This is a genomic window from Pseudomonas sp. Marseille-Q0931 (assembly GCF_940789645.1).
Lineage (GTDB): Bacteria > Pseudomonadota > Gammaproteobacteria > Pseudomonadales > Pseudomonadaceae > Aquipseudomonas.
On the sequence record NZ_CALNWT010000009.1, the window covers coordinates 90009 to 111897 of the forward strand.

A 21889-nucleotide genomic window follows, 5' to 3' on the forward strand; every position below is an offset into this window, starting at 1 on the left:
AAAAAGCGGAGTTTACGAGCTGTAAATGAGCATTTTGAGCTTGTTTTTAACGCAGTGATGACAACGCAGGTAGTTTTTAGAGGCGTCCGTAGAAGCCCGCCGAGATGAAGACTAGATAAGGACGATTACGCCGTATTCAAGACGAGGCCATTTGATCCAGGTCAAACCTGCTTATAGCCAGGTGACCTGCTGCTCCAGCGGAAAACGCAGGCGCGGGTTGTACACGCCCTTCTCGCCCTGGCGCCCCACGGCCAGGAGCATGATCGGAATGGCCTGGCGCGGAATGTCCAGCACGCGGCGCAAACGCACTTCATCGAAACCTTCCATCGGACAGGTGGCATAGCCATGGCTCTGGAAAGCGAGCATCAGATTTTCGGCAGCCAGCGCAGTGGACTTCACCGCCCACAGGCGCATATCGGCGTTGCTGTTGGGCTTGCGCATCAGCGGCTTGCGCAAGGCCATCAGACGCACCAACTGACGTTTGAACAGCCCCAGCAGGCCCAACGGCCCCTGGTTGTACTGGAACGGCGCGGTCTTGCTGTAGAAGCTACGGATGCGCGCCGGCACCTCGGCTTCAGGCCAGTGCTCGATGACGTTGCGACAGGCCTGACGCCAAGTATCCGGGCGCGCCAGCACGGCAATGATCAGGGGCGCACGGGCGGCGTTCTGGCTCATGCACACCGGGTGCAACTGCGCCAGCAGCCCCGCATCGCGAATCACCTGAAAGCTCCAGGGCTGCAGGTTGCAGGAGTTCGGCGCCAGCACGGCCAGCTCCAGGCAATCGCGAATCACCGTCTCAGGTACCGGTTCGGTAGTGAAGCGGCGTACCGCGCGGCGACTTTCGATCAGCGCACGCAGTTCGGCCGGTGAAGCCATGGCGGGCGTTTGCTCGTGGGGAAAGCTGGTCATGGGCGCACTCCTGGGCAGTCGCCCGATTAAGCAACCGGGCGGCTCTGCGAACAAGAGTACGGGAGGAAACGGCCGTGGATTTGGCCGATTAGCCTCACCTGCGCCTCGGGTCGAGAACGCAGGAGCCAGGACCTAAAGGCCGAGTGCCTTTTCGATGGCCTGGACCAGCGCCGGATCGTCCGGCGTGGTGCGCGGCGAGAAACGCGCCAGCACGCGGCCGTCCTGGCCGACCAGGAACTTCTCGAAGTTCCAGGTGATTTCGCCGGGAAACTCCGCGCCCTCGCCCGCCAGCAGGCGATACAGCGGGTGGCGACCGGGGCCGTTGACCTCCAGCTTGCTACCCAGTGGGAAGGTCACACCATAGTTGAGGCTGCAGAACGAACGGATCTCGTCCTCGCTGCCCGGCTCCTGACCGGCGAACTGATTGCAAGGCACGCCGAGCACGGTGAAGCCGTTGCCTTTGTATTGCTGATAGAGCTTTTCCAGCCCGGCGTACTGAGGCGTCAAACCGCACTTGGAGGCGACATTGACCACCAGCACCACCTGGCCCTTGTAGGGCGCCAACGGCAGTTCCTGGCCATCCAGCGCACGCAGATTGAGATCGTGAAAGGCACTCATGACGAACTTCCTCAGCGAATTCAGTGCAGCGGGGCGCAATGCCCGGTAATCCTAGAGGCGGCTCGATCAGGCAAGCCGCCATGCGTGAAAAAGGCGCCCTGAGGCGCCTTAATCACAAACTTGAGCTTAGCAGCGGTTGACCCGGTAGGTACGACCGCAAGTCGCCTGACCGGCAACTCGCCCTGTCAGTGGTGGTGACCACCTTCGCCGTGGATGTGACCGTGAGCCACTTCCTCTTCGCTGGCGTCACGCACGCTGACGACCTTGACCTTGAAGTTCAGGCGCTGGCCAGCCAGCGGGTGGTTGCCGTCGACGGTCACGTCGTCGCCGTCGATATCACGAATGGTGACGATCTGCATGCTGCCGTCCGGGCCGGAAGCGTGGAACTGCATGCCCACTTCCAGGGTGTCGACGCCTTCGAACATGGCGCGGCTCAGGGTAGCGACCAGCTCGGCGCTGTATTCGCCGTAGGCTTCTTCCGGCTCGACGGAGACTTCGACGTCGTCACCGGCCTTCTTGCCGGCCAGGGCCTTTTCCAGGCCGGCGATGATGTTGCCGGCACCATGCAGATAAACCAGCGGCGCGCCGCCAGCGGAGCTGTCGATCACCTCACCGGCATCGTTGGTCAGGGTATAGTCGATGGAGACGGCCTTGTTGGCGGCGATCAGCATGGGGAGACCTTTTGCGAAAGAGAAATGAACGACCAAGTCTAACCAAGGCCAGCCGGGATTGCGACCCGAGCCCGGACAAACGGGTCGTGCGAATCCTTGATTTTCGTCAGGACGAGCACGGCGACTGGGTGGCAGTCTTATCTTGTGGCCATACTCAGCATGTGCGTCACCGACCGCCCTGGCAGAATCGGCCCTGGGTACTCGATCCCGGGCAGCGCCAGGCCAGGCAGGGTAGCTTCTTCCCCTGCGGCTGGTGCGCCCTGGATCGGTCGCACGATGACTTCAAGGAAGCTTAAATGTCTGCACGCAACATTCTGGTGATCAACTGCGGCAGTTCGTCGATCAAGTTCGCCCTGGTCAACGAAGCGCAGGAAACCTTCATGCTCAGCGGCCTGGCCGAACGCCTGGGCAGCCCCGAGGCGGTGCTGCACTGGCAACAGGACAAACACAAGGACAGCCTGGTGTTGCCAGGAGCCGACCATCGCCTGGCCCTGTCTCACCTGCTGCCCATCGTGCAGCAGGCCGCCGCTGGCGAGCTGCACGGCATCGGCCACCGCGTGGTGCATGGCGGCGAACATTTCTCCGGTGCCACGCGCCTGGATGCCGCCAGCCTGCAGGCGATCCGACGTATCGCGCCACTGGCGCCGCTGCACAACCCGGCCAACCTGCAGGGCATCGAAGCGGCGATGAAGCTGTTCCCCGACCTGGTGCAGGTGGCCGTATTCGACACCGCCTTCCACCAGAGCCTGCCCGAGCACGCCTACCGCTACGCCGTGCCGCAGGCGCTCTACGCCGAACACGGCGTGCGTCGCTACGGTTTCCACGGTACCAGTCATCGCTACGTCAGCTGCCAGGCCGCACAAATGAGCGGCCTGGCATTCGACGCCAGCAGCTGGCTGGTCGCACATCTGGGCAATGGCAGCTCCACCTGCGCCGTGGAGAACGGCCACAGCCGCGACACCAGCATGGGCCTGACACCGCTGGAAGGCCTGGTGATGGGCACGCGCAGCGGCGATGTCGACCCCAACCTGCACAGCCATCTGTCGCGCACCCTGGGCTGGAGCCTGGAGCAGATCGACAGCATGCTCAACAAGGACAGCGGCTTGCTCGGCCTGTCCGGCCTGTCCAACGACATGCGTACCCTGGAGCAGGCGCGCGATCAGGGACACATCGGCGCCAGCCTGGCTATCGAGGTGTTCTGCTACCGCCTGGCCAAATCACTGGCCTCGATGAGCTGCGCACTGCGTCGCCTCGACGGGCTGATCTTCACCGGCGGTATCGGCGAGAACTCGGCGCTGATTCGCAGCAAGACGCTCGACCACCTGAGCCTGCTCGGCCTGAAACTCGATGCCGAGGCCAACGCCCGTTGCGTGCGTGGCGTCGCGGGTGCGATCCACGCCGACAGTCATACCCGCGTGTTGGTGGTGCCGACCAACGAGGAGCGGCAGATCGCCCTCGATACCCTTGCCCTGCTCGACTGAGGTTATTTCATGCATACCTTCTTCATCGCCCCCACCGGTTTCGGTGTCGGTCTTACCTCCATCAGCCTGGGGCTGGTCGGCGCACTGGAGCGCAGCGGCCTCAAGGTCGGTTTCTTCAAGCCCATCGCCCAGCCGCATGCGGGCGACCTCGGCCCGGAGCGCTCCAGCGAACTGGTCGCGCGCACCCATGGTCTGAACTCGCCCAAGCCGCTGCCGCTCAGCCATGTCGAGCGCATGCTCGGCGACGGCCAGCTGGATGAATTGCTGGAAGAGATCATCAGCCTCTATCAGCAGGCTGCCGTGGACAAGGACGTGGTCATCGTCGAAGGCATGGTGCCAACGCGCCATGCCAGCTACGCCGCACGGGTCAACTTCCACCTGGCCAAGAGCCTGGACGCCGACGTGATCCTGGTCAGCGCACCGGAAGACGAAAGCCTCACCGAACTGTCCGACCGCATCGAAATCCAGGCGCAGTTGTTCGGCGGCCCGAAGGACCCGAAAGTCCTCGGCGTGATCCTCAACAAGGTGCGTAGCGAGGACGGCATCGAAGCCTTCGCCGAACGCCTGGAAGGGTTTTCGCCACTGATCAAGACCGAGAACTTCCGCCTGCTGGGCTGCATTCCCTGGCAGGAAGAACTGAACGCGCCGCGCACCAAGGACATCGCCGAGCTGCTCGGCGCACGCATCCTCAACGCCGGTGACTACGAGCAACGGCGCATGATGAAGATCGTGCTCTGCGCCCGAGCTGTGGCCAACAGCGTGCAGTTGCTCAAGCCCGGCACCCTGGTGGTGACGCCGGGTGATCGCGACGACATCATCCTCTCCGCCAGCCTGGCGGCGATGAATGGCGTGCCCCTGGCCGGCCTGCTGCTGTGCAGCGATTTCGCCCCTGATCCACGCATCATGGAATTATGTCAGGGCGCTCTGGCCAGCGGCCTGCCGGTGATGACGGTGAGCACCGGCTCCTACGACACGGCGACCAACCTCAATCGCCTGAACAAGGAAATCCCGCTGGATGACCGCGAGCGTGCGAGCAAGGTCTCCGACTTCGTCGCCAGCCATATCGACCATGACTGGCTGGCCAACCGCTGCGGCACGCCGCGCGAGCTGCGCCTGTCGCCGCCGGCCTTCCGTTATCAACTGGTGCAACGAGCCAAGGCCGCGGCCAAGCGTATCGTCCTGCCCGAAGGCAGCGAACCGCGTACCGTGCAGGCGGCGGCCATCTGCCAGGCGCGCGGCATCGCCCGCTGCGTGCTGTTGGCCAAGCCGGAAGACGTGCACGCAGTCGCCCGGGCACAGGGCATCGAGCTGCCGGAAGGCCTGGAAATTCTCGATCCTGACCTGATTCGCGGTCGCTACGTCGAGCCGATGGTCGAGCTGCGCAAGGGCAAGGGCCTCAATGCGCCGATGGCCGAAGCGCAGCTGGAAGACACCGTGGTGCTCGGCACCATGATGCTGGCGCTGGATGAAGTGGACGGCCTGGTTTCCGGCGCCATCCATACCACGGCCAACACCATTCGCCCGGCGCTGCAGCTGATCAAGACTGCCCCCGGCTACAACCTGGTGTCCTCGGTGTTCTTCATGCTGCTGCCGGACCAGGTGCTGGTCTATGGCGATTGCGCCGTGAACCCGGACCCGAATGCCGAGCAACTGGCCGAGATCGCCCTGCAGAGCGCCAACTCGGCACTGGCCTTCGGCATCCCGCCGCGCGTGGCCATGCTCAGCTACTCCACCGGCGACTCCGGTAGTGGCGAGGAAGTGGAAAAGGTACGCGCCGCTACCCGACTAGCCCGCGAGAAGCGCCCGGATCTCCTGCTCGACGGCCCGCTGCAATACGACGCCGCCGCCATCGAAAGCGTCGGCCGGCAGAAGGCGCCGAACAGCCCGGTGGCCGGCCGCGCCACGGTGTTCGTGTTCCCTGACCTGAATACCGGCAACACTACCTACAAAGCCGTACAGCGTAGCGCCGACTGCATCAGTGTCGGCCCGATGCTGCAGGGCCTGCGCAAACCGGTGAACGATCTGTCGCGCGGCGCCCTGGTCGACGATATCGTCTACACCATCGCCCTCACCGCGATCCAGGCAGCCGACTTGCCGAGCTGAGATCAAGCGGCCAGCAGAAGGGATGCAATCGGTCCGCAGGCAACCTGGGAGCGCTGGGCCAGCCTTCCCCGGGATTGCCTCCGGGCTGAGGTTTGGGCTTTTGCGACTACCGGAACCAGATGGTCAACACTGGCACTTGCAGGTCAGTGCACAAGCGTTAACCTTGGCGCCGAACCAGCTCGCGGCACGGAACGCCGCAGCTCTTTCGACCGATACGGGGCACAGAGAAAGCCCCATTCTCAGGCTGCCCGCCGGGCGTGCAGCCTGCCTACGGAGGCGTTCGCCCGATGCTGCACTTTCTTCCCGCGCCACTGCGCGGCCTGATCGCGAGCCTGCTACTGGCCCTGAACACGCTGTTCTGGTGCTGGCCGCTGTTCTTCGTCGCCCTGCTCAAGTTGCTGCTGCCCTTCGCACCCGCCCAGCGTGCGTTGCGCTTCATCATGCATGGCATCGCGGAAAGCTGGATCGACGTGAACAAGTTTTGGATGCGCCTAGTCGGCCATATCGACTGGAACGTCCAGGGCCTGGAACGCTTCGATACACGCCATTCCTACCTGGTGACCAGCAATCACCAGAGCTGGGTGGACATCCTGGTGCTGCAGTACCAGCTCAACCGACGCATGCCGCTGCTGAAGTTCTTCCTCAAGCAGGAGCTGATCTGGGTACCGGTGATCGGCCTGTGCTGGTGGGCACTGGAGTTTCCCTTCATGAAGCGCTTCAGCAAGGAGTACCTGGCCAAGTACCCGGAAAAGCGCGGCCAGGACCTGGCCACCACGCGCCGTGCCTGCGCGCGTTACAAGAGCAACCCGGTGGCGGTATTCAACTTTCTCGAAGGCACGCGACTGACCCCGGCCAAGCATGCGCAGCAGCAGTCACCGTTCCAGCACCTGCTGAAACCCAAAGCTGGCGGCATCGCCTTCGTGCTCGATGCGATGGGCGAGCAACTGCACGCCATCGTCAACGTCACCATCCACTACCCGCATGGCGTGCCGGGCTTCTGGGACCTGCTCTGCGGCCGTCTGGATGCCGTGCAGGTGAACTTCAAGCAGGTCGACATTCCCCGCGAATTCATCGGTCGCAACTACGATCAGGACAGCGACTACCGTCTGGCCTTCCAGCAGTGGGTCAACCGCCTGTGGGAAGAGAAGGACGCCGAGCTCGCCAGCCTGCACCGACAAGCCTGAAGCGCCAGCGGCGCTTCATTCATCGCCGCGCGGCAGGGGCAGCCTGCTCCAATCCAGCTGGGCCGGCACCTGCAACGCGCTGCTGGCCGGCACGCCCGGCGCCACCAGAAAGCCCTGCATGATGGTGCAGTGATGCCGCGTCAGCCATTCGCGCTGCTCCTGGGTTTCGACGCCTTCGGCGATGACCTCCAGCCCCAGGTGCCGGCCCAGATCGATGATGGTGCTGACCACCGCGGCATCACGCGGTGAATCGAGCATGTTGGAGATGAACAGGCGGTCGATCTTCAGCGTATCCAGCTCGAAATGACGCAGGTACGCCAGTGACGAATAGCCGGTGCCAAAGTCGTCGATGGCGATCTTCACCCCCAGCTCGCGCAGATGACGCAACTGCGCCTGGGTCAGCTCCAGATCCTGCATCAATGCGCTCTCGGTGACCTCCACCTCCAGCTGGCTGGGCTTGAGGCCGTGGGCATCGAGCACCCGCTGCAGGTCGGTGACCAGTTGCGGCATGCCGAACTGCACCGGGCTGACGTTGAGACTGAGCACCATGTCCTCGCCGAACTGCTGCTTGAAGTCCGCCAGTTGCCTGGCGCCTTCGCGGAAGATCCAGTCGCCGACACGGTTGATCAGTCGGGTTTCCTCGAGCAGCGGAATGAACACGTTCGGCGCAACGGTGCCGGCGACGCGGTGCTGCCAGCGCAGCAGGGCCTCGAACCCTCGCAGGCGGCCGGTTTCCAGCTGGAACTGCGGTTGGTACACCAGCACGAAATCATCGTTCTCGATGGCGTGGCGCAGGCTCTCCTCGAGCATCAGCCGCGACCGCGCGCGGCCGTTCATCTCCGGGGAAAAGAAACGGTACTGCTGGCGACCGGCGCGCTTGGCCTCATACATCGCCATGTCGGCGGAGCGCAGCAGGCCCTCGACGCTCTGACCGCACTCGGGAAAACAGGCGATGCCGACGCTGGCGCCCAGGGTGAAGTCCACGCCATCAAGGGTGTGGCGCACCGAGACCAGCTCGATCAGCTTCTCCGCGACCTTGGCCGCGTCCTCGGGATGGCCGAGGTTGTCCAGCAGCGCGGTGAACTCGTCACCGCCGATACGCGCCAGGCTGTCATACGGGCGCAGACAGGCCTTGAGCTGCTCACCGACACGACGCAGCAACTGGTCGCCGACATCGTGGCCGAGCGAATCGTTGATGCGCTTGAATCCGTCCAGATCGAGATACAGCACCGCGACCCGCTGGCCGCTGCGCTCGATACGCGCCAGCGCCGACTCCAGCGCCTGATGAAAACCTCGACGATTGAGCAGGCCAGTCAGCGAATCGGTCACCGCTTGCGACTCCAGCTGCGCATGCAGGTTGCGCACCACTGACATGTCCAGGGCGATCAGTACCATGGCGCGCTGTTGCCGGGGTAACGGCGAGCACGACAGCGCCACCGGCAGGCAACCGCCCTTGAACGTACGCATCATCGCTTCGTGCACGCGGTAAGTCGCATCGCGCTTGAAGTGCCGGTAGAACTCTGACTGCAGCCAGCCACCTTCGCTGGCCGGATTCTTCAGGAACGACAGCAGATCGACGCCTTCCAGGTCGCCCACCTCGCCATCGAGCATCTGCGCCATGGCCGGGTTGGCGAACTGGATGCGGCCGTCCTCACCCACCACCAGAATGCCCTCGGCGGCATTGTCCAGCACCGAGGCATTGAAGGCTCGAGCTCGTTCCAGCTGCTGCGACAGTGTCTGCAACTCGCAGCGATTGTGCTCGTGCTCCAGCAGGCTGTGGATCTTGTGCCGCAGCACACTGGGATCGAAGGGTTTGAGGACGAAATCCACCGCGCCAGAGCTGTAACCGCGCAGTACCGCGTCATGAGTCTGGGCGATGGCGGAAACGAAGATGATCGGCGTCAGCCGCGTACGCGGGTTGCCGCGCATCAGCCGGGCGACTTCGAAGCCGTCCATGCCCGGCATCTGCACGTCGAGCAGCACCAGCCCGACATCCTCTTCGAGCAGGCAGCGCAGCGCTTCCTCGCCGGAACTGGCGCAGCGCAGTTGCCACTCACCATCCTCGAGCAGCGCCTGCATGGCCTCGAGGTTTTCCATACGGTCATCGACCACCAGCAGAACCTGCTTGGCGGGTACGGCGGCGTTCTTGCTCTGCGCCTGGGCCATCGTCACTCCCCTATCCATCTGCCCTTGCACGACTCACTCCCACCATCAGGTTAGTCCATCGTCGGAGGAAGGTAGGGTTGGCATCCCCAGCCAACGCTCCAGCAGCGCCAGCAGCTCATCGCGCTTGATCGGCTTGGCCATGTAATCGTCCGCCCCGGCGGTGATGCACTTCTCCCGGTCGCCTTTCATGGCATGGGCCGTGAGCGCGATGATCGGGATCACGCAGCCATGCTCCTGCTTGAGCAGGCGCGTGGCTGTATAACCATCCATGTTGGGCATGGCCATGTCCATCAGGATCAGATCAAAGGGGTCGCGTTGGTAGCTGGCGATGGCCTCGATGCCATCCTTGGCGGAACTGACGCGCAACCCCACTTCATCCAGCAGCGCCGTCAGCGCATAGACGTTACGCACATCGTCATCCACCAGCAGGATGCGTTTGCCCTGCAGCAGGCTCGGCGCATTGGCCGGTTGCGGCGCACGCACGTCACCAAGGAAGCCCTGCACCGCCTGACACAGCGCGCCGGTGTCATCGCCATGCTTGCGCACCACCACCGCGCTGTAGCGGCGCAGGCGCTGCAGCGTCTGCTGGGTGACGTCCACCCCCGTGTTGATCACCACACGCATGCCCTGCAGCGGCCGCAACTGGTTCAGGCTCTCGAGCAGGGCGAAGCCGTCCTGATCCGGCAGGTCCAGGTCCACTACCAGCGCAAAGAACGGCCCCTGCGCATAGGCCGCGCGCGCCTGCTCGCCGTCGGCGCAGGCGGTGACCTGAAAGCCCAGTTCAGTGAGTTGCTCGCGGTAGTGCTCGCGCTCCACCTCGACATCTTCCACCAGCAGCAACGCCTGCCCCTGCTGGGCGCCATGCTGCAGGTCGATGAACACCTGCTCCAGCTCGTCGCGGCCGATAGGCTTGACCAGGTAGCGCGTACCGTCATCGTTCCAGCCAGCCGGCTGCGGGACGCAGGAGATGATATGCACCGGCGTGTGGCGGTGGGTCGGCTGTGCACGCAGACGACGGAAAAGCTGCCAGCCACTGAGATCGGGGAGCAGGATGTCGAGGATCACCGCGTTGAACGACTCCTGCTGCAACAGCCCGAGGGCCTGCAGCCCCGTGCGGCAGTGCACGCTCGAGAAGCCGTGAGTGTGGGCCTCTTCGGCGATCACGGCGGCGAAATTGACGTCGTCCTCGATGATCAGCAGCGGCGGTCCGTCGCCGGCGCGCTGCGGCCCCTCGACCGGCGCCTCGATACTGAGCGAACCGGCCTGAACCGGTAGACGAACCGTGAAGACGGCGCCCTGACCGGGTGCACTCTGCAGGCTGATGTCGCCATCCAGCGCCAGTACCAGTTGACGGGTGATGGCCAACCCCAAGCCGGTCCCGCCGAAACGCCGACTGATGGAGCCGTCGATCTGCTGGAAGGCCTGGAATACCTGTTCATGCTGAGCCGGATCGATGCCAATGCCGGTGTCACGCACACTGAAGCAGAGCAGCTCGCGCTCGTCCTCCTGACGGCCCTGGCTACTGACACTGAGCGTGACTTCGCCCTGATCGGTGAACTTCAGCGCATTGGACAGCAGGTTGCGCAATATCTGATGCAGGCGCACGCGATCGGTGTGGATAACCCGAGGTACGCCGGCCTCCAGCTCGGTGTGCAACCGCAGCCCCTTGAGCTCGGCCATCGGCCGCAGACTGGCATCCAGCTCCACCAGCACGTCCTGCATGTTGATCGGCTCGAGTTTGAGCTGCATGCGCCCGGACTCGACCTTGGCCAGGTCGAGCACATCGTTGATCAACTGCAATAGATCGCTGCCGGCGCGGTGCACGATATCGGCGTGCTTGGTCTGCTTCTCGGTGAGATTGCCGGCCAGGTTCTGCCGCAGCTGATCGCTGAGGATCAGGATGCTGTTGAGCGGCGTGCGCAGCTCGTGGGACATATTGGCGAGAAACTCGGATTTATAGCGGTTGGCCAACAACAGTTGCTCGGCCTGCTCACGCAGTTTCTGCTCGGCCGCCTTGCGCTCGCTGATGTCGATGATCACCGCCTGAACCAGATTTTCATCGCCGCTGCGAATCGGCGACAGGCCGACTTCCAGAGGGATCATCCGACCTTCGCGGTGCAGCCCGAACAGTTCGCGATTACCTCCCATGCGGCGCTGCTCGGGCATGGCCTGGTAACCACGACGCATCGCCACATGGCCGCCGCGCTGTGCGGCCGGCAAGAGCAGTTCCACCGGTTCGCCAAGCAGCATCTGGCGCTCGTAGCCGAACAACAGCTCGGTCTGCCGATTGACCATGGCGATGCGCCCCAGACCGTCGACCAGCACAATGGCGTTGGGCGAGGCCTCGACCACCAGACGGAAGCGTTCTTCGGCCACCTTGCGGGCGCGCAGATCCACCAGATTGATAAGGTAGCTACTGCCCTCGTGCAGTGGATTGAGGCTGATGCTGACCGGAATGGACTCGCCACGTAACGTGCGCACGATGCGCTCGTCGCCCTCGGCCAACTGCTCATGCAGGTCTCTCGGTGATTCGATATTGGGTAGCACCCGCAGTATGGTTTCACCCGGCAACGCATTGAGCGGGCAATCGAACAGCTCGGCGGCACTGCGGTTGGCCATTTCGATACGACCCTTGTCGTCGCACAGCAGAGTCGCCACCGGCAGGCGCTCGACCAGCAGGCGAAAACGTTCTTCACGCTCCCGCAGCTTGACCGCGGTTTTCTCGCTGAGGTGCAGCTTGCGCTCACGCTGGTAGAGATAGCCGCCGACCAGGAGCGCCAGCAGCACGGTCGCAGCGAAGCCGGCCCACAATCCCAGGGTCCCCGTTCGATCGATCAGATTGCGCTCGTACTCGACCGTGCCGATCACATCCAGGCTCCAGACCCGGCCATATAGCGGCAGTTCCAGGTGATCGCGAAACTTCGGTTGCCAGCCGTTGGGCTGGCTTTCACCAGCGAGCAGATCCGTATCCGGCGCTCGCAGGTCCGTCAGGACGATATCGAAAAGCCGGGTCTGGGAGCCGAGAATGCCCTCCATCAGGTCATGGCTGCGAAAGGCGCCATGCACCACTCCCAGCAAGGCCTCACGACGTTGCTCCGCCGTATTGAGGGGCACACCCGGACGGAAGACCGGGAGGAACAGGAGCACGCCCTGCTGCACGTTGACATCGATCTCCTGACGGAGCACCACAGGTCCGCTCAGGCTCGCCTCGCCACTCTCGATGCTGCGCTCGATGGCGTCCAGGCGAGTCGGCTCGCTGAGCATGTCGAACCCCAGCACGCGCCGGTTTCGCCAATCCAGGGGGCTCACGTAATCGATCGGCAGGTAGTGTTCGCGCTCTTGCGCCGGGAACATCTGATAGTCGAGCCGCCCGTCGGCCAGCACCTCGGCGCGAAAATCAGGTAATTGTTCAGCCGTCAGGTAACGCGACCAGGCTACGGCCTGAATACCAGGGTAGCGGTCCTGCAACTGCAGCTGGTCCAGCGCACGCTGCCATTCCACGGGCGACACGCGGTCGCTGCCGGTCATCAGCCCGGACACGCCACGCAGCGCCATTTCATAGGCCTGCATCCGCGCCACGACCCGCTGGCCGATATCCTGCGCTTCGAGCTGAAAGCGCTGCTGGCTCTCCTCCCGCTCCCGCTCCTGCAAGACGCTCCATTGCCAGAAGATCAGGCCCCCCAGCCCGAACAACAGACTCAAGGCAACCAGTAGCGGTATCCAGGGCCTTGGCGGCCGCTCGACAGCTCTGTCGTCCATTCGCTCTCCCTCGGTCATCCAGAACCAACGCGCACAGGTCATCCGTGCGTGGGCTGCACTGAACCTTAGCAGGCATTCTAGTCAGGTTTGGAATGGATGGCCTTTGGCCAGAAGAGACTCGACGGGCGGTCCGGAATATTGGCGCAAACGCCTTCTTTCATGCTGTGTGGCGACGCAGCAGAAGCTAACGGCGGATATGAAAAAGCCTCCCGTCGGGAGGCCTCGAGCGAGACTGAGCGGCGTTACAGCGGACGCAGGTTGATCTCGACGCGACGGTTCTGCGCACGGCCTGCGTCACTGGCGTTGCTGGCGATCGGCTGGCTCGGACCGGCGCCGTATGCGGAGATACGCTGGCCGGGCACACCGTTGCCGGTCAGGTAGTTGGCCACGCTCTGCGCGCGACGTTGCGACAGGCTCTGGTTCAGCTCCTGCGAACCAGTGCTGTCGGTGTGGCCGACGATGTTCACGCCGTTCTTGTCGAACTCCTTGAACACCAGCACCAGCGAATTGAGAGTCGGGTAGAAGCTGCTGGAGATATCTGCCGAGTTGCTGGCGAAGGTGATGTTGCCCGGCATGATCAGTTTCAGATCATCGCCATTGCGTTGCACCTGCACGCCCGTGCCCTGCAGGGTCTGACGCAGCTTGGCTTCCTGGGTATCGACGTAATAGCCATAACCACCGCCGGCAGCGCCACCGACGGCCGCACCGATCAGTGCACCTTTGGTGCGGTCCTTCTTGCTCGACGTGGCAGCGCCGATCACCGCTCCGGTCGCAGCGCCGATACCGCCATAGATGCCGGCTTTGCCAGCCTGGCTTTCGCCGGTATACGGATTGGTGGTGCAGCCAGCCAGCATGGCCATGAGCGCAGTGGCTGCGATCAGATTACGTCTGGTCTTCATAACGTTTCCTTAGGATTTCTTGGTATCGGGCAGACATGCCACAGCCTTCGAACCGCTAGGGCGCGGCGAAGTTCCGCCCAAGCTTATCAGCCTGAGCGGGTAAGGACTGCGATCTAGAGCAGGTCGGAGCGATACGCGCAGGTCACTGCACGCCGGGCAACGGCCGCAGTGTGACCTCGACACGACGGTTCTGCGCGCGACCATCTGCCGTGGCATTGCTCGCCACCGGTTGATCCGGCCCCATGCCGCGGGTGCTCAGGCGACTGGGGTCGACACCCTGCGCCAGCAGGTAATCGGCCACGCTCTGTGCGCGGCGTTGCGACAGCGCCATGTTGTGGCTGTGCGAACCGGTGCTGTCGGTATGACCGACCACCTCGATGCTGTTCTGGTTGTACTGGCGGAAGGAGTTGGCCAGGTTGTTCAACGGCTGGTAGAAGCTGCTGGCGATTTGCGCCGAGTCGGTGGCAAAGGTGATGTTGCCGGGCATGATCAGCTGGATCACGTCGCCCTGGCGCTGCACTTCGACGCCCGTGCCCTGCATGCTGCGACGCAGCTCTTCTTCCTGCTTGTCGGCGTAGTAGCCATAGCCCGCCGCGGCGGCACCGGCCACCGCCGCGCCGATCAGCGCGCCCTTGCCGCGGTTGTCATGATTGATCAGGGCGCCGGCAGCCGCACCGGCCAACGCACCGATCCCGCCATAGGTGGCGGTGCGATTGGAGCTCGGCGCACTCTGGTCGTACGGATTCTGCGAGGCGCAACCAGCGAGCAGTAACGCAGACGAGCAAAGGGCAATCAGGGAAAGGCGGAACATGAAGGCATCTCCATGAACGGTGGATGATGGCCATTTGAGTCAGCGTACCGCCATTAGTGCCCTGTCACGCGCGAATAAAGGGGTTCTCGCGCATCTCCTCGCCCAGGCGAGTGTCCGGGCCGTGGCCGGTAACCACGGTGGCCTCCTCGTCGAGGCTGTACAGACGCTGCTTGATCGAACGCTCGATGGTGGCGTAGTCGCCACCCCACAGATCGGTACGGCCGATACCCCGACGGAATAGGGTATCGCCGGCGATCAGCAGCTTGGCGTCGGCGAACCAGAAACTCATCGAGCCCGGCGTATGCCCGGGCGTATGCAGGGCCACGCCGCAGCCGCAGGCCAGCTCCTCGTCATCGGCCAGCCAGCGATCCGGTGCCGGCACCGGCGTATAGGGCACACCGAACATGTTGCACTGCATCTCCAGGTTGTCCCAGAGGAACTGATCATCCTTGTGCAGATGCAGCGTGGCGCCGGTCTTCTCCTTCATCTGCCCGGACGCGAGAAAATGATCGAGATGGGCATGCGTGTGAATGATGCTCACCACCTTCAGACCAAGGGCCTCGAGCCGCGCCATGATCAGATCGGGATTACCGCCCGGATCGACCACGATGGCCTTCTTCGTGATCGGGTCACCGATGATGGTGCAGTTGCACTGCAAAGGCCCGACGGGGAAGGTTTCGCGAATCAGGGCGGGGCGTTCGGCGGTGCTCATCAGGAAACCTCGTTGCGGTAGTCGCCGGGCAGTTTACCGGTCCATTTGCGGAATGCACGGCGGAAATTGGACGGGTCGCTGAAGCCCAGTAAATGAGCGATTTCATAAAGCGGCAAGTGCGTGGTGGTCAGGTACTGCAGAGCCAGACGCTTGCGCACCTCGTCGAGCACCTGCTGATAGCTGGTGCCCATCTGCGCCAGATGCCGGCGCAAGCTACGGCCGCTGGTGTGCAGGGCGCTCGCGGCGCTTTCCAGGTCGGGAAAGTCACCCGGGCGCGTCAACAACAGGCGGCGCAGTCGCGTAAGCAGGCCATCCCGCACATCGAGACTGGCCAGCAGCGCCTCGCACTGTTGCTCGCACATTAACACCGTGGCCGGGTTGGCCAGCGCCATGGGGCGCTGCAGATAGTGCCGAGGCACGCGCAGCCAGTTGTAAGGCTGTTCGAACTGCGCCGCCACGCCGAACACCTCGACATAGCGCTGGGCGTATTCGGGCGCCGAATGCGCAAAACCGACGGCCAGGCCCTGCAGTTCTTCACCCAGGAGAAAACGCGCGATGGTGTGGATGCTGGTCAGCAGGCCCTCGGCGGTAAAACGCGACTGCGGCCCCGCAGGAAAGGTCTCCACGGCGCGCAACTGCATGTCCTCTCCCTGCTCCACCAGCTCCAGTTCGAATGACAGACCGAGCACCCGATAGTACTTGAGGGCGAACTGCAGCGCTTTGCCCAGATTGGCGCTGGACAGCACCGCGTAACCGAGAATGCCGTGGGTGGAAACGTTAAGGCGCTGGCCCAGCAACAGCCCCAGCGCCGGCTCACCGCAACGCTCCAGCGCGGCCTGGGTCAGCAGATGAAAGTCGAGAAAGGACAACCGCGCATTGGGGCTACCGAGCACTTGCGGGCGTACCCGCGCAGCGGCAAACAGCTCGGCACGGGCCAGGCCAAGCTCCTCGGCGAGCGCCAGCAGCGCCTCGGCGTAGGCCACTGGAACCAGTTCGGCAGTGAAGAGGGTTTGCTTCATGGGCTTGTTGTTCTGGCGGCTGGCCGCAAATGACCCGTTATTCGAAGACCTTAACCTTGCCCACGACGCTCCGACAACCCCGCTCATCGAGCAGCGAATGCCACCACGACTTTTTTGCCTGGCCTGCAAAAGCTCTCTGAAGGTTCCAGTAATCGGGTTCCGGTTTAGCCGCAGCGGCCGGATCAGCGGCCTACCAAACCTCAACTTTTTCTCCGACGGCGGCGAGTGGCCAGATATGACCGCAACCTTGGCTGTTACGAACCTGTGCGCCGACGCTCGCCGCGCTCATAGTGACAAGCAGTCAAACAGTGCAATGGAGCCCTCATGGCCAGCACCACTCCGGAAGGATTGCAGATCCGCCCCAGGCATATGGATTTCGATCTGCCCAATCCGCTGCCGCGCCACTGGAACGGCGGCGACGCCTTCAAGACCCATTTGTTCGATGCCATGTCAGTGTTGTTTCCCGATGGCGAGCGTTTCTTCATCGACTCGGTGCGTCAGTTCCGCGACCGTATCGAAGACCCGGTACTCAAGGAACAGATTCGCGGCTTCATCGGTCAGGAAGGCCACCACAGCCGTGAACATCTGGAATACAGCCAGCGCCTGCGCGACCTGGGCTACGACGTCGAGCGCTTCGAAAAGCGCGCCCGCGCGCGTATCCGCTACACCCAGAAGAAGTTCTCGCCCCAGCGCCAGTTGGCCGCGACCGCAGCACTGGAGCACATCACCGCGATCATGGCCGATGGTTTGCTGAGAAATGATGCCTATATGGCTGACGCTCACCCAACCCTAAAGCGTCTGTGGCGCTGGCATGCGCTGGAAGAAACCGAGCACAAGGCGGTGGCCTTCGACGTCTACAACCAGGTATGCGGCAGCCGCAAGCTACTGCGCCGGGCGATGATCATGAGCACCTTCTTCTTCGTACTCGATACCACGCGCGGCCTGGCGCACATGCTCAAGGTCGACGGCCTGCTGTGGAACTGGCGCGTGTGGCGCGACGGCATCCGTTGGATGTGGGGCAAGGAAGGCGTGTTCCGCCCGCTGATCAGCACCTACCTGGACTTCTTCAAGGCCGGCTTCCACCCCTGGGAGCACAACAACCTGGACCTGCTGCACGCCACGCGCGTGGAGTTCGACGGCGCAGCCAGCTCGGCTTAACCGCAGCCTCTTGTCAGGCTGCGCGAAATCAGTACATCTTGCTGATGCTCATGCATACCACTTCTCGAGGCACGCCTTGTCGACCGCGGCTGACGAGAAGACTGGACGTCCTGTCTGGCATAGCGGCGCCAATCTCAGTGCAACAAACCCAACCCCTTGGCCCGGGCGACGGCCTGGGTGCGCCGTTCGACGCCGAGCTTGCTGTTGATGTGCCGGGCATGAGTCTTGACCGTGTGCAGGGAGATGAACAGACGTTCGCTGATCTCCTGGTTCGAACAGCCACGCGCAATCAACTGCAGTACCGCCAGCTCGCGGCCGCTGAGCTTCTCGGTAAGCGGCTCCTGCTCGGCTTCAGGCAACTCGTCAATGGGCTGCTGCGTCGGAAGTTGTGCGAACAAGGCGTCACGTACCTGACAGGACGATGTACGTTCTTGCAAGCGCTCACGCAGCCACTGCGGCTGATGCTGCACCAGTTCGATGAACGGCAGCAGCGCACCGCCCTGAGCGAGATCCAGACAACTGTCGAGCTGCTGCTGCGCCTCCCGCTCTCGCCCGGTCTGCTTCAGTAACTGGGCGAGCTGCGCCTGCGCCGCCAGACCGACCAACTGACCACCCAGCCCCTGTGCACGCTGCTGCAACGCACGCAGACGGCGCTCCGCATGCTCCAGCTCGCCCTGTAAGCGCTCCAGAGCCGCCTGCTGCAGATCGATATGCAACGCCAGCTGCGGGTGAAACTCCGGCGCCAGTGCTCGCCCCTGCTCACCATAGGTTTCCGCCAACTGAGGCAGCCAGGCGGCAGCCAACTCCACCTGCCCTTGCCGCAGCCACAGCTCACACTTGATCAGCGTGATCATCGCCAGGTAATAGATCGCCGGCACATCCCAGACATGCATCAAGCGTTCGGCCTCACCCAGCAGAGCAAACGCCTCGGCTGGCCGTCCATCACGCCCTTCCAGGCTGGCCAGCACGCAATAGCCAATCAACGCACCGACGTCGCGGCAAGCCCTGGCTTCGGCAATCCCCACTCGTAAGCGCTCCACGGCCTGAGGCTGCAGACGCAAACTGAGCAGATAGCCCTCATAAATCGTCAACCGCGCCCGCACCGAGTAACTACGCTGTGCCGACAAACGCTGCACCAGCAACAATCCCTGATGCACCTCCTCTTGCGCGCGCAGCACCTCACCACGGGCCTGCAGCACGCGGGCACGCTCGTAGTGGGCAAGCGCCTCGAGCAGAGGGTTGTCGATACGCTGCGCCAGCTCCAGAGCGTCGCGGTTCAGCCCACGCGCACGCCACAGATCGCCACGCACCATGGCCAGGTTGGACAACGCCGACAGGCACATGAAGTGCGGACCGTAACGCTCCGCCGGTAAAGCGGCCAAGGCCTCACTGCATTGCCGTTCGGCACGCACACCATCGCCACGGCCACGGGCGATGACCCCATCGAGCGCCTGCCATTGCGCCAGCAGGCTGCGCTGGGCGGCAGGCTCGGCAGCCGGCAGGAAGCGTGCGAGCTGATCAAGCAGCTCTTGGGCGGCATCCAGCTGGCAGGCCAATGCCAGTGCCCAGCCATAGAGCATGATCAGTCGTGGTGTGCTGGCCAGCAGATCGTCCGGCAGATTGGTTTTCCAGCGCAGCAGCATGGCGATGTTCTGTTCCGCCAGCATCTGCTCCTCGGACAGGTTCTGCACCAGGCTGGCGGCCACGTCTGCCTGCCCCGCCAGCAGCGCCTGCTCGATGGCGGCATCCAGCATGCCTTGCGCAGTGAACCAGCGACAGGCACGCAGGTGGGCGCTACCGTGCGAACGACTCAATCCGTCGGCAGAGCGCGCATTGAGCAAGTCGGAGAACAGGTGGTGATAGCGAAACCAGTGCCCCTGCTCGTCGAGCGGCACCAGAAACACCTGATTGGCCTGCAGATGACGGATGATCGCGGCGCTGTCATGGCTGTCACGAACTGCATCGCACAGCTCAGCGCAGAAGCGCTCCATGCAGGCGGTTTCATACAGGAACTGTTGCACCTCGGCGGGCTGCCGGTCGATGACTTCCTCGAGCAGGTATTCACGGATCAGCCCTTCACCGCCGTGCAGTTGAAGCACCTCGCCAGCTTCCGCCAGTTCCTCGACAGCCAACAGCCAGAGGCGTAAACCAGCGATCCATCCCTCACTACGCTGCAGAATCCCGCTGACCTGCTCCTTCTCGAGGCGCGCGCCCTGACTTGCCAACAGCGCGTCCAACTCGGCAGCCGTCAGACGCAGATCCTGCTCGTTGAGTTCCAGCAACTGTCGCGACAGACGCAGGCGCGCCAGGTGCCAGTCAGGCCGCTGACGGCTGGTGACCAACAGCAGCACACCAGGAGGTAAATGGTTGAGGAAGAATTGCAGACAACGATCCAGCACCGGCCCCTGCGCCAGATGGTAGTCGTCCAGCACCAGCAACAGCGGTTGACCATCATCGAGTTGCTGGGTCAGCTCATCGAGTAAACCGTCAAGCCACTGCTCGAATGCGAAGGGTTGGTGGCGCTGGCGCATCTTCAGCAGCCCGAGCGCTTCCTCGCCGAGGCCAGGGTAGAGCTGCTGCAGCCCGTTCAGGAGACGCTCGAGAAAGCGCCCCGGATCATGATCGCGCTCGCTCAGCCCGAGCCAGAGGCTGTGCCAGTGATCGGGTAGTCGTTCGCAGAACTCGATGGCCAGCGAGCTTTTGCCAAAGCCTGCTGGCGCACTGACCAGCAGCAATCGCCCTTGCAGGCCCTCTTCGAGACGCTCGCACAGCCTGGGTCGCGGCATATGCCCTGCTGGCAGTGGCGGACGATAGAAACGCGCTTCCACCGGTGTGGCCGGCATGTATGGAAAACCTGGCGAGCGGGAGAGATCTGTCATCGGCCTATTCTTGGAAGTCTTCTATCTGCATCGGCGGGCTCGATCTGAACCCAGCCTAGCGACTTGCAATGGCCATTTGAAGCACCCGCTACAGTCCGTAACGAAAAAGCCGGCGCAAGGCCGGCTTCGTCGTGTTGCTTGAGGCAGGTTTTAGCGAACGCCAGCCTGACGCAGAGCCGCCGGGGTGAAGTCGCTGCCCGAGGCCTTATAGTTGAAGTCGTAGGCTTGTTTCTCCTCGTTCTTCATACCCAGGGCCAGGTAGCGACCGGACAGCAGGTCGTAAAGGGTCTCCACGGTGTACCACGGCACCTGCTTGTCGTAGTAGTACTGGGCATGCGCCTCTGCTACACGCCACAGGGTGCCACGGCCATCGTAGTGGTCGATCAGAGCGGCTTGCCAGGTGTCCTCGTCGATGTAGAAGTCACGCTTGGCATAGATGTGGCGCTCACCCGACTTCAGGGTCGCGGTCACGTGCCACACGCGGTGCAGCTCGTAACGGGTCAGGTCCTGATTGATGTGACCGGCCTTGATGATGTCAGAGTACTTCAGGCTCGGCGAATCGAGCTTGTAGGCGTTGTAGGGGATATAGATCTCTTTCTTGCCCACCAACTCCCAGTCATAGCGATTCGGCGCACCGTTGTACATGTCCAGGTTATCCGAGGTGCGCAAGCCGTCAGCCGCGGTACCCGGACCGTCGTAGGACACCTGCGGGGCGCGGCGCACACGACGCTGTCCGGCGTTGTATAGCCAGGCCAGGCGCGGTTCCTTTACCTGGTCGAGGGTCTCGTGCACCAGCAGCACGTTACCCGCCAGACGCGACGGAGCCGTTACGCGCTGCTTGAAGTAGAACAGTACGTTGCTTTCCTTGCTCGCGTCGGAGTCGGTCAGCGCGTCGCGGAAGACGAACTCGTCCTGGAAGTACACCAGCGAGAACGAACCGTTGGCCTGGGGAGTGGCCTGGGTCACCAGTCGACGCACGCTGCCGCCACGGTAGCGGGTAATGTGGTTCCAGATGACCTCCAGACCATTCTGTGGGATCGGGAAGGGGTTGGCGGTCTGGAAGTTCTCCAGGCCGTTACCACCCTGCACCATTTTGGTGCTAACCGCGTTCTGCTTGGTCGCCTCCAGCACGGCAGCCGGCAGGCTAGCCGAGCGGTGGGTCGGGAAGACCGGCATCTTGTAGCTTTCCGGGTAGCGCTTGAACATCGCCAACTGGCCAGGGGTCAGCTTGTCCTTGTACTGCTCGACGTTCTGCGCGGTGATGGTGAACAGCGGCTGCTCGTTGGCAAACGGATCGGCCAAAAAGCCACGCGAATCGACCGCGCCGGCATTGGTCGGCAGGCCGCCAGTCCAGGCCGGGATCGAGCCATCGGCATTGCCTGCCATCTCGGCGCCGACCGGAGTCAGGGTGGTGCCCAACTTCGCAGCCTCGTCAGGCGACACTGCCGCCATCACGCCGGTCGCCAGCAGAGACAGGGTCAGGACACCGCTTTGCCACAGTTTTTTTGTTGTTTTCATAC

The 21889-nt window shown here is 63.3% G+C and carries 16 protein-coding genes; 5 read left to right on the forward strand and 11 right to left on the reverse strand.

Annotated elements, in window-relative coordinates:
• Window positions 1–171: 171 nt before the first annotated feature.
• The 3 genes from P3C50_RS15365 to P3C50_RS15375 all read right to left on the reverse strand — a co-directional run bounded on the left by P3C50_RS15365 (window position 172) and on the right by P3C50_RS15375 (window position 2198).
• Window positions 172–909: a nitroreductase family protein gene (locus P3C50_RS15365; RefSeq protein WP_275546677.1), complete on the reverse strand. Its 738-nt coding sequence runs from the start codon at window positions 907–909 to the stop codon at window positions 172–174.
• 132 nt (window positions 910–1041) lie between these two features.
• A complete protein-coding gene (locus P3C50_RS15370) occupies window positions 1042–1527 on the reverse strand; it encodes a glutathione peroxidase (protein WP_197855366.1) in 486 nt (161 codons plus the stop codon).
• Window positions 1528–1712: 185 nt separating this feature from the next.
• Window positions 1713–2198, reverse strand: coding sequence for an FKBP-type peptidyl-prolyl cis-trans isomerase (locus P3C50_RS15375; RefSeq protein ID WP_197855367.1), 486 nt, complete (start codon window positions 2196–2198; stop codon window positions 1713–1715).
• A gap of 11 nt (window positions 2199–2209) precedes the next feature.
• Here P3C50_RS15375 and P3C50_RS15380 point away from each other — a divergent pair, with 11 nt between their 5' ends.
• The 4 genes from P3C50_RS15380 (at window position 2210) to P3C50_RS15395 (ending at window position 6966) form a co-directional block, all read left to right on the forward strand.
• A complete protein-coding gene (locus tag P3C50_RS15380) occupies window positions 2210–2494 on the forward strand; it encodes a DUF3565 domain-containing protein (protein WP_275546678.1) in 285 nt (94 codons plus the stop codon).
• Window positions 2495–3679: an acetate kinase gene (locus tag P3C50_RS15385; protein WP_275546679.1), complete on the forward strand. Its 1185-nt coding sequence runs from the start codon at window positions 2495–2497 to the stop codon at window positions 3677–3679.
• Between the two features lie 9 nt (window positions 3680–3688).
• Entirely contained in the window at window positions 3689–5782 is a 2094-nt protein-coding gene (pta, locus tag P3C50_RS15390) for a phosphate acetyltransferase (protein WP_275546680.1), read from the forward strand.
• Window positions 5783–6069: 287 nt separating this feature from the next.
• Complete coding sequence (locus tag P3C50_RS15395; protein ID WP_275546681.1) at window positions 6070–6966, forward strand: acyltransferase; 897 nt, start codon at window positions 6070–6072, stop codon at window positions 6964–6966.
• Between the two features lie 15 nt (window positions 6967–6981).
• On the opposite strand, the gene P3C50_RS15400 is transcribed toward P3C50_RS15395, so the two are convergent.
• The 6 genes from P3C50_RS15400 to P3C50_RS15425 all read right to left on the reverse strand — a co-directional run bounded on the left by P3C50_RS15400 (window position 6982) and on the right by P3C50_RS15425 (window position 16332).
• Entirely contained in the window at window positions 6982–9132 is a 2151-nt protein-coding gene (locus P3C50_RS15400) for a putative bifunctional diguanylate cyclase/phosphodiesterase (protein ID WP_275546784.1), read from the reverse strand.
• Between the two features lie 45 nt (window positions 9133–9177).
• Window positions 9178–12891 carry a response regulator gene (locus P3C50_RS15405; protein WP_275546682.1) on the reverse strand — a complete coding sequence of 1238 codons (3714 nt, stop codon included), beginning with the start codon at window positions 12889–12891 and terminating at the stop codon, window positions 9178–9180.
• A 242-nt stretch (window positions 12892–13133) separates the two neighbouring features.
• Window positions 13134–13790: an OmpA family protein gene (locus P3C50_RS15410; protein ID WP_197855374.1), complete on the reverse strand. Its 657-nt coding sequence runs from the start codon at window positions 13788–13790 to the stop codon at window positions 13134–13136.
• Window positions 13791–13932: 142 nt separating this feature from the next.
• Complete coding sequence (locus P3C50_RS15415) at window positions 13933–14601, reverse strand: OmpA family protein (protein ID WP_275546683.1); 669 nt, start codon at window positions 14599–14601, stop codon at window positions 13933–13935.
• A gap of 64 nt (window positions 14602–14665) precedes the next feature.
• Window positions 14666–15313, reverse strand: coding sequence for an MBL fold metallo-hydrolase (locus P3C50_RS15420; RefSeq protein WP_275546684.1), 648 nt, complete (start codon window positions 15311–15313; stop codon window positions 14666–14668).
• Window positions 15313–16332: an AraC family transcriptional regulator gene (locus tag P3C50_RS15425; RefSeq protein ID WP_275546685.1), complete on the reverse strand. Its 1020-nt coding sequence runs from the start codon at window positions 16330–16332 to the stop codon at window positions 15313–15315. The genes P3C50_RS15420 and P3C50_RS15425 overlap by 1 nt, the downstream gene beginning before the upstream one ends.
• A gap of 324 nt (window positions 16333–16656) precedes the next feature.
• Here P3C50_RS15425 and P3C50_RS15430 point away from each other — a divergent pair, with 324 nt between their 5' ends.
• Window positions 16657–17490: a metal-dependent hydrolase gene (locus P3C50_RS15430; protein ID WP_275546686.1), complete on the forward strand. Its 834-nt coding sequence runs from the start codon at window positions 16657–16659 to the stop codon at window positions 17488–17490.
• A gap of 134 nt (window positions 17491–17624) precedes the next feature.
• Here P3C50_RS15430 and P3C50_RS15435 read toward each other — a convergent pair whose 3' ends face one another.
• Together P3C50_RS15435 and P3C50_RS15440 are read right to left on the reverse strand one after the other, a co-directional pair.
• A complete protein-coding gene (locus tag P3C50_RS15435; protein WP_275546687.1) occupies window positions 17625–20369 on the reverse strand; it encodes a LuxR C-terminal-related transcriptional regulator in 2745 nt (914 codons plus the stop codon).
• 150 nt (window positions 20370–20519) lie between these two features.
• Complete coding sequence (locus tag P3C50_RS15440) at window positions 20520–21887, reverse strand: DUF1329 domain-containing protein (protein WP_275546688.1); 1368 nt, start codon at window positions 21885–21887, stop codon at window positions 20520–20522.
• Between the last annotated feature and the right edge of the window lie 2 nt (window positions 21888–21889).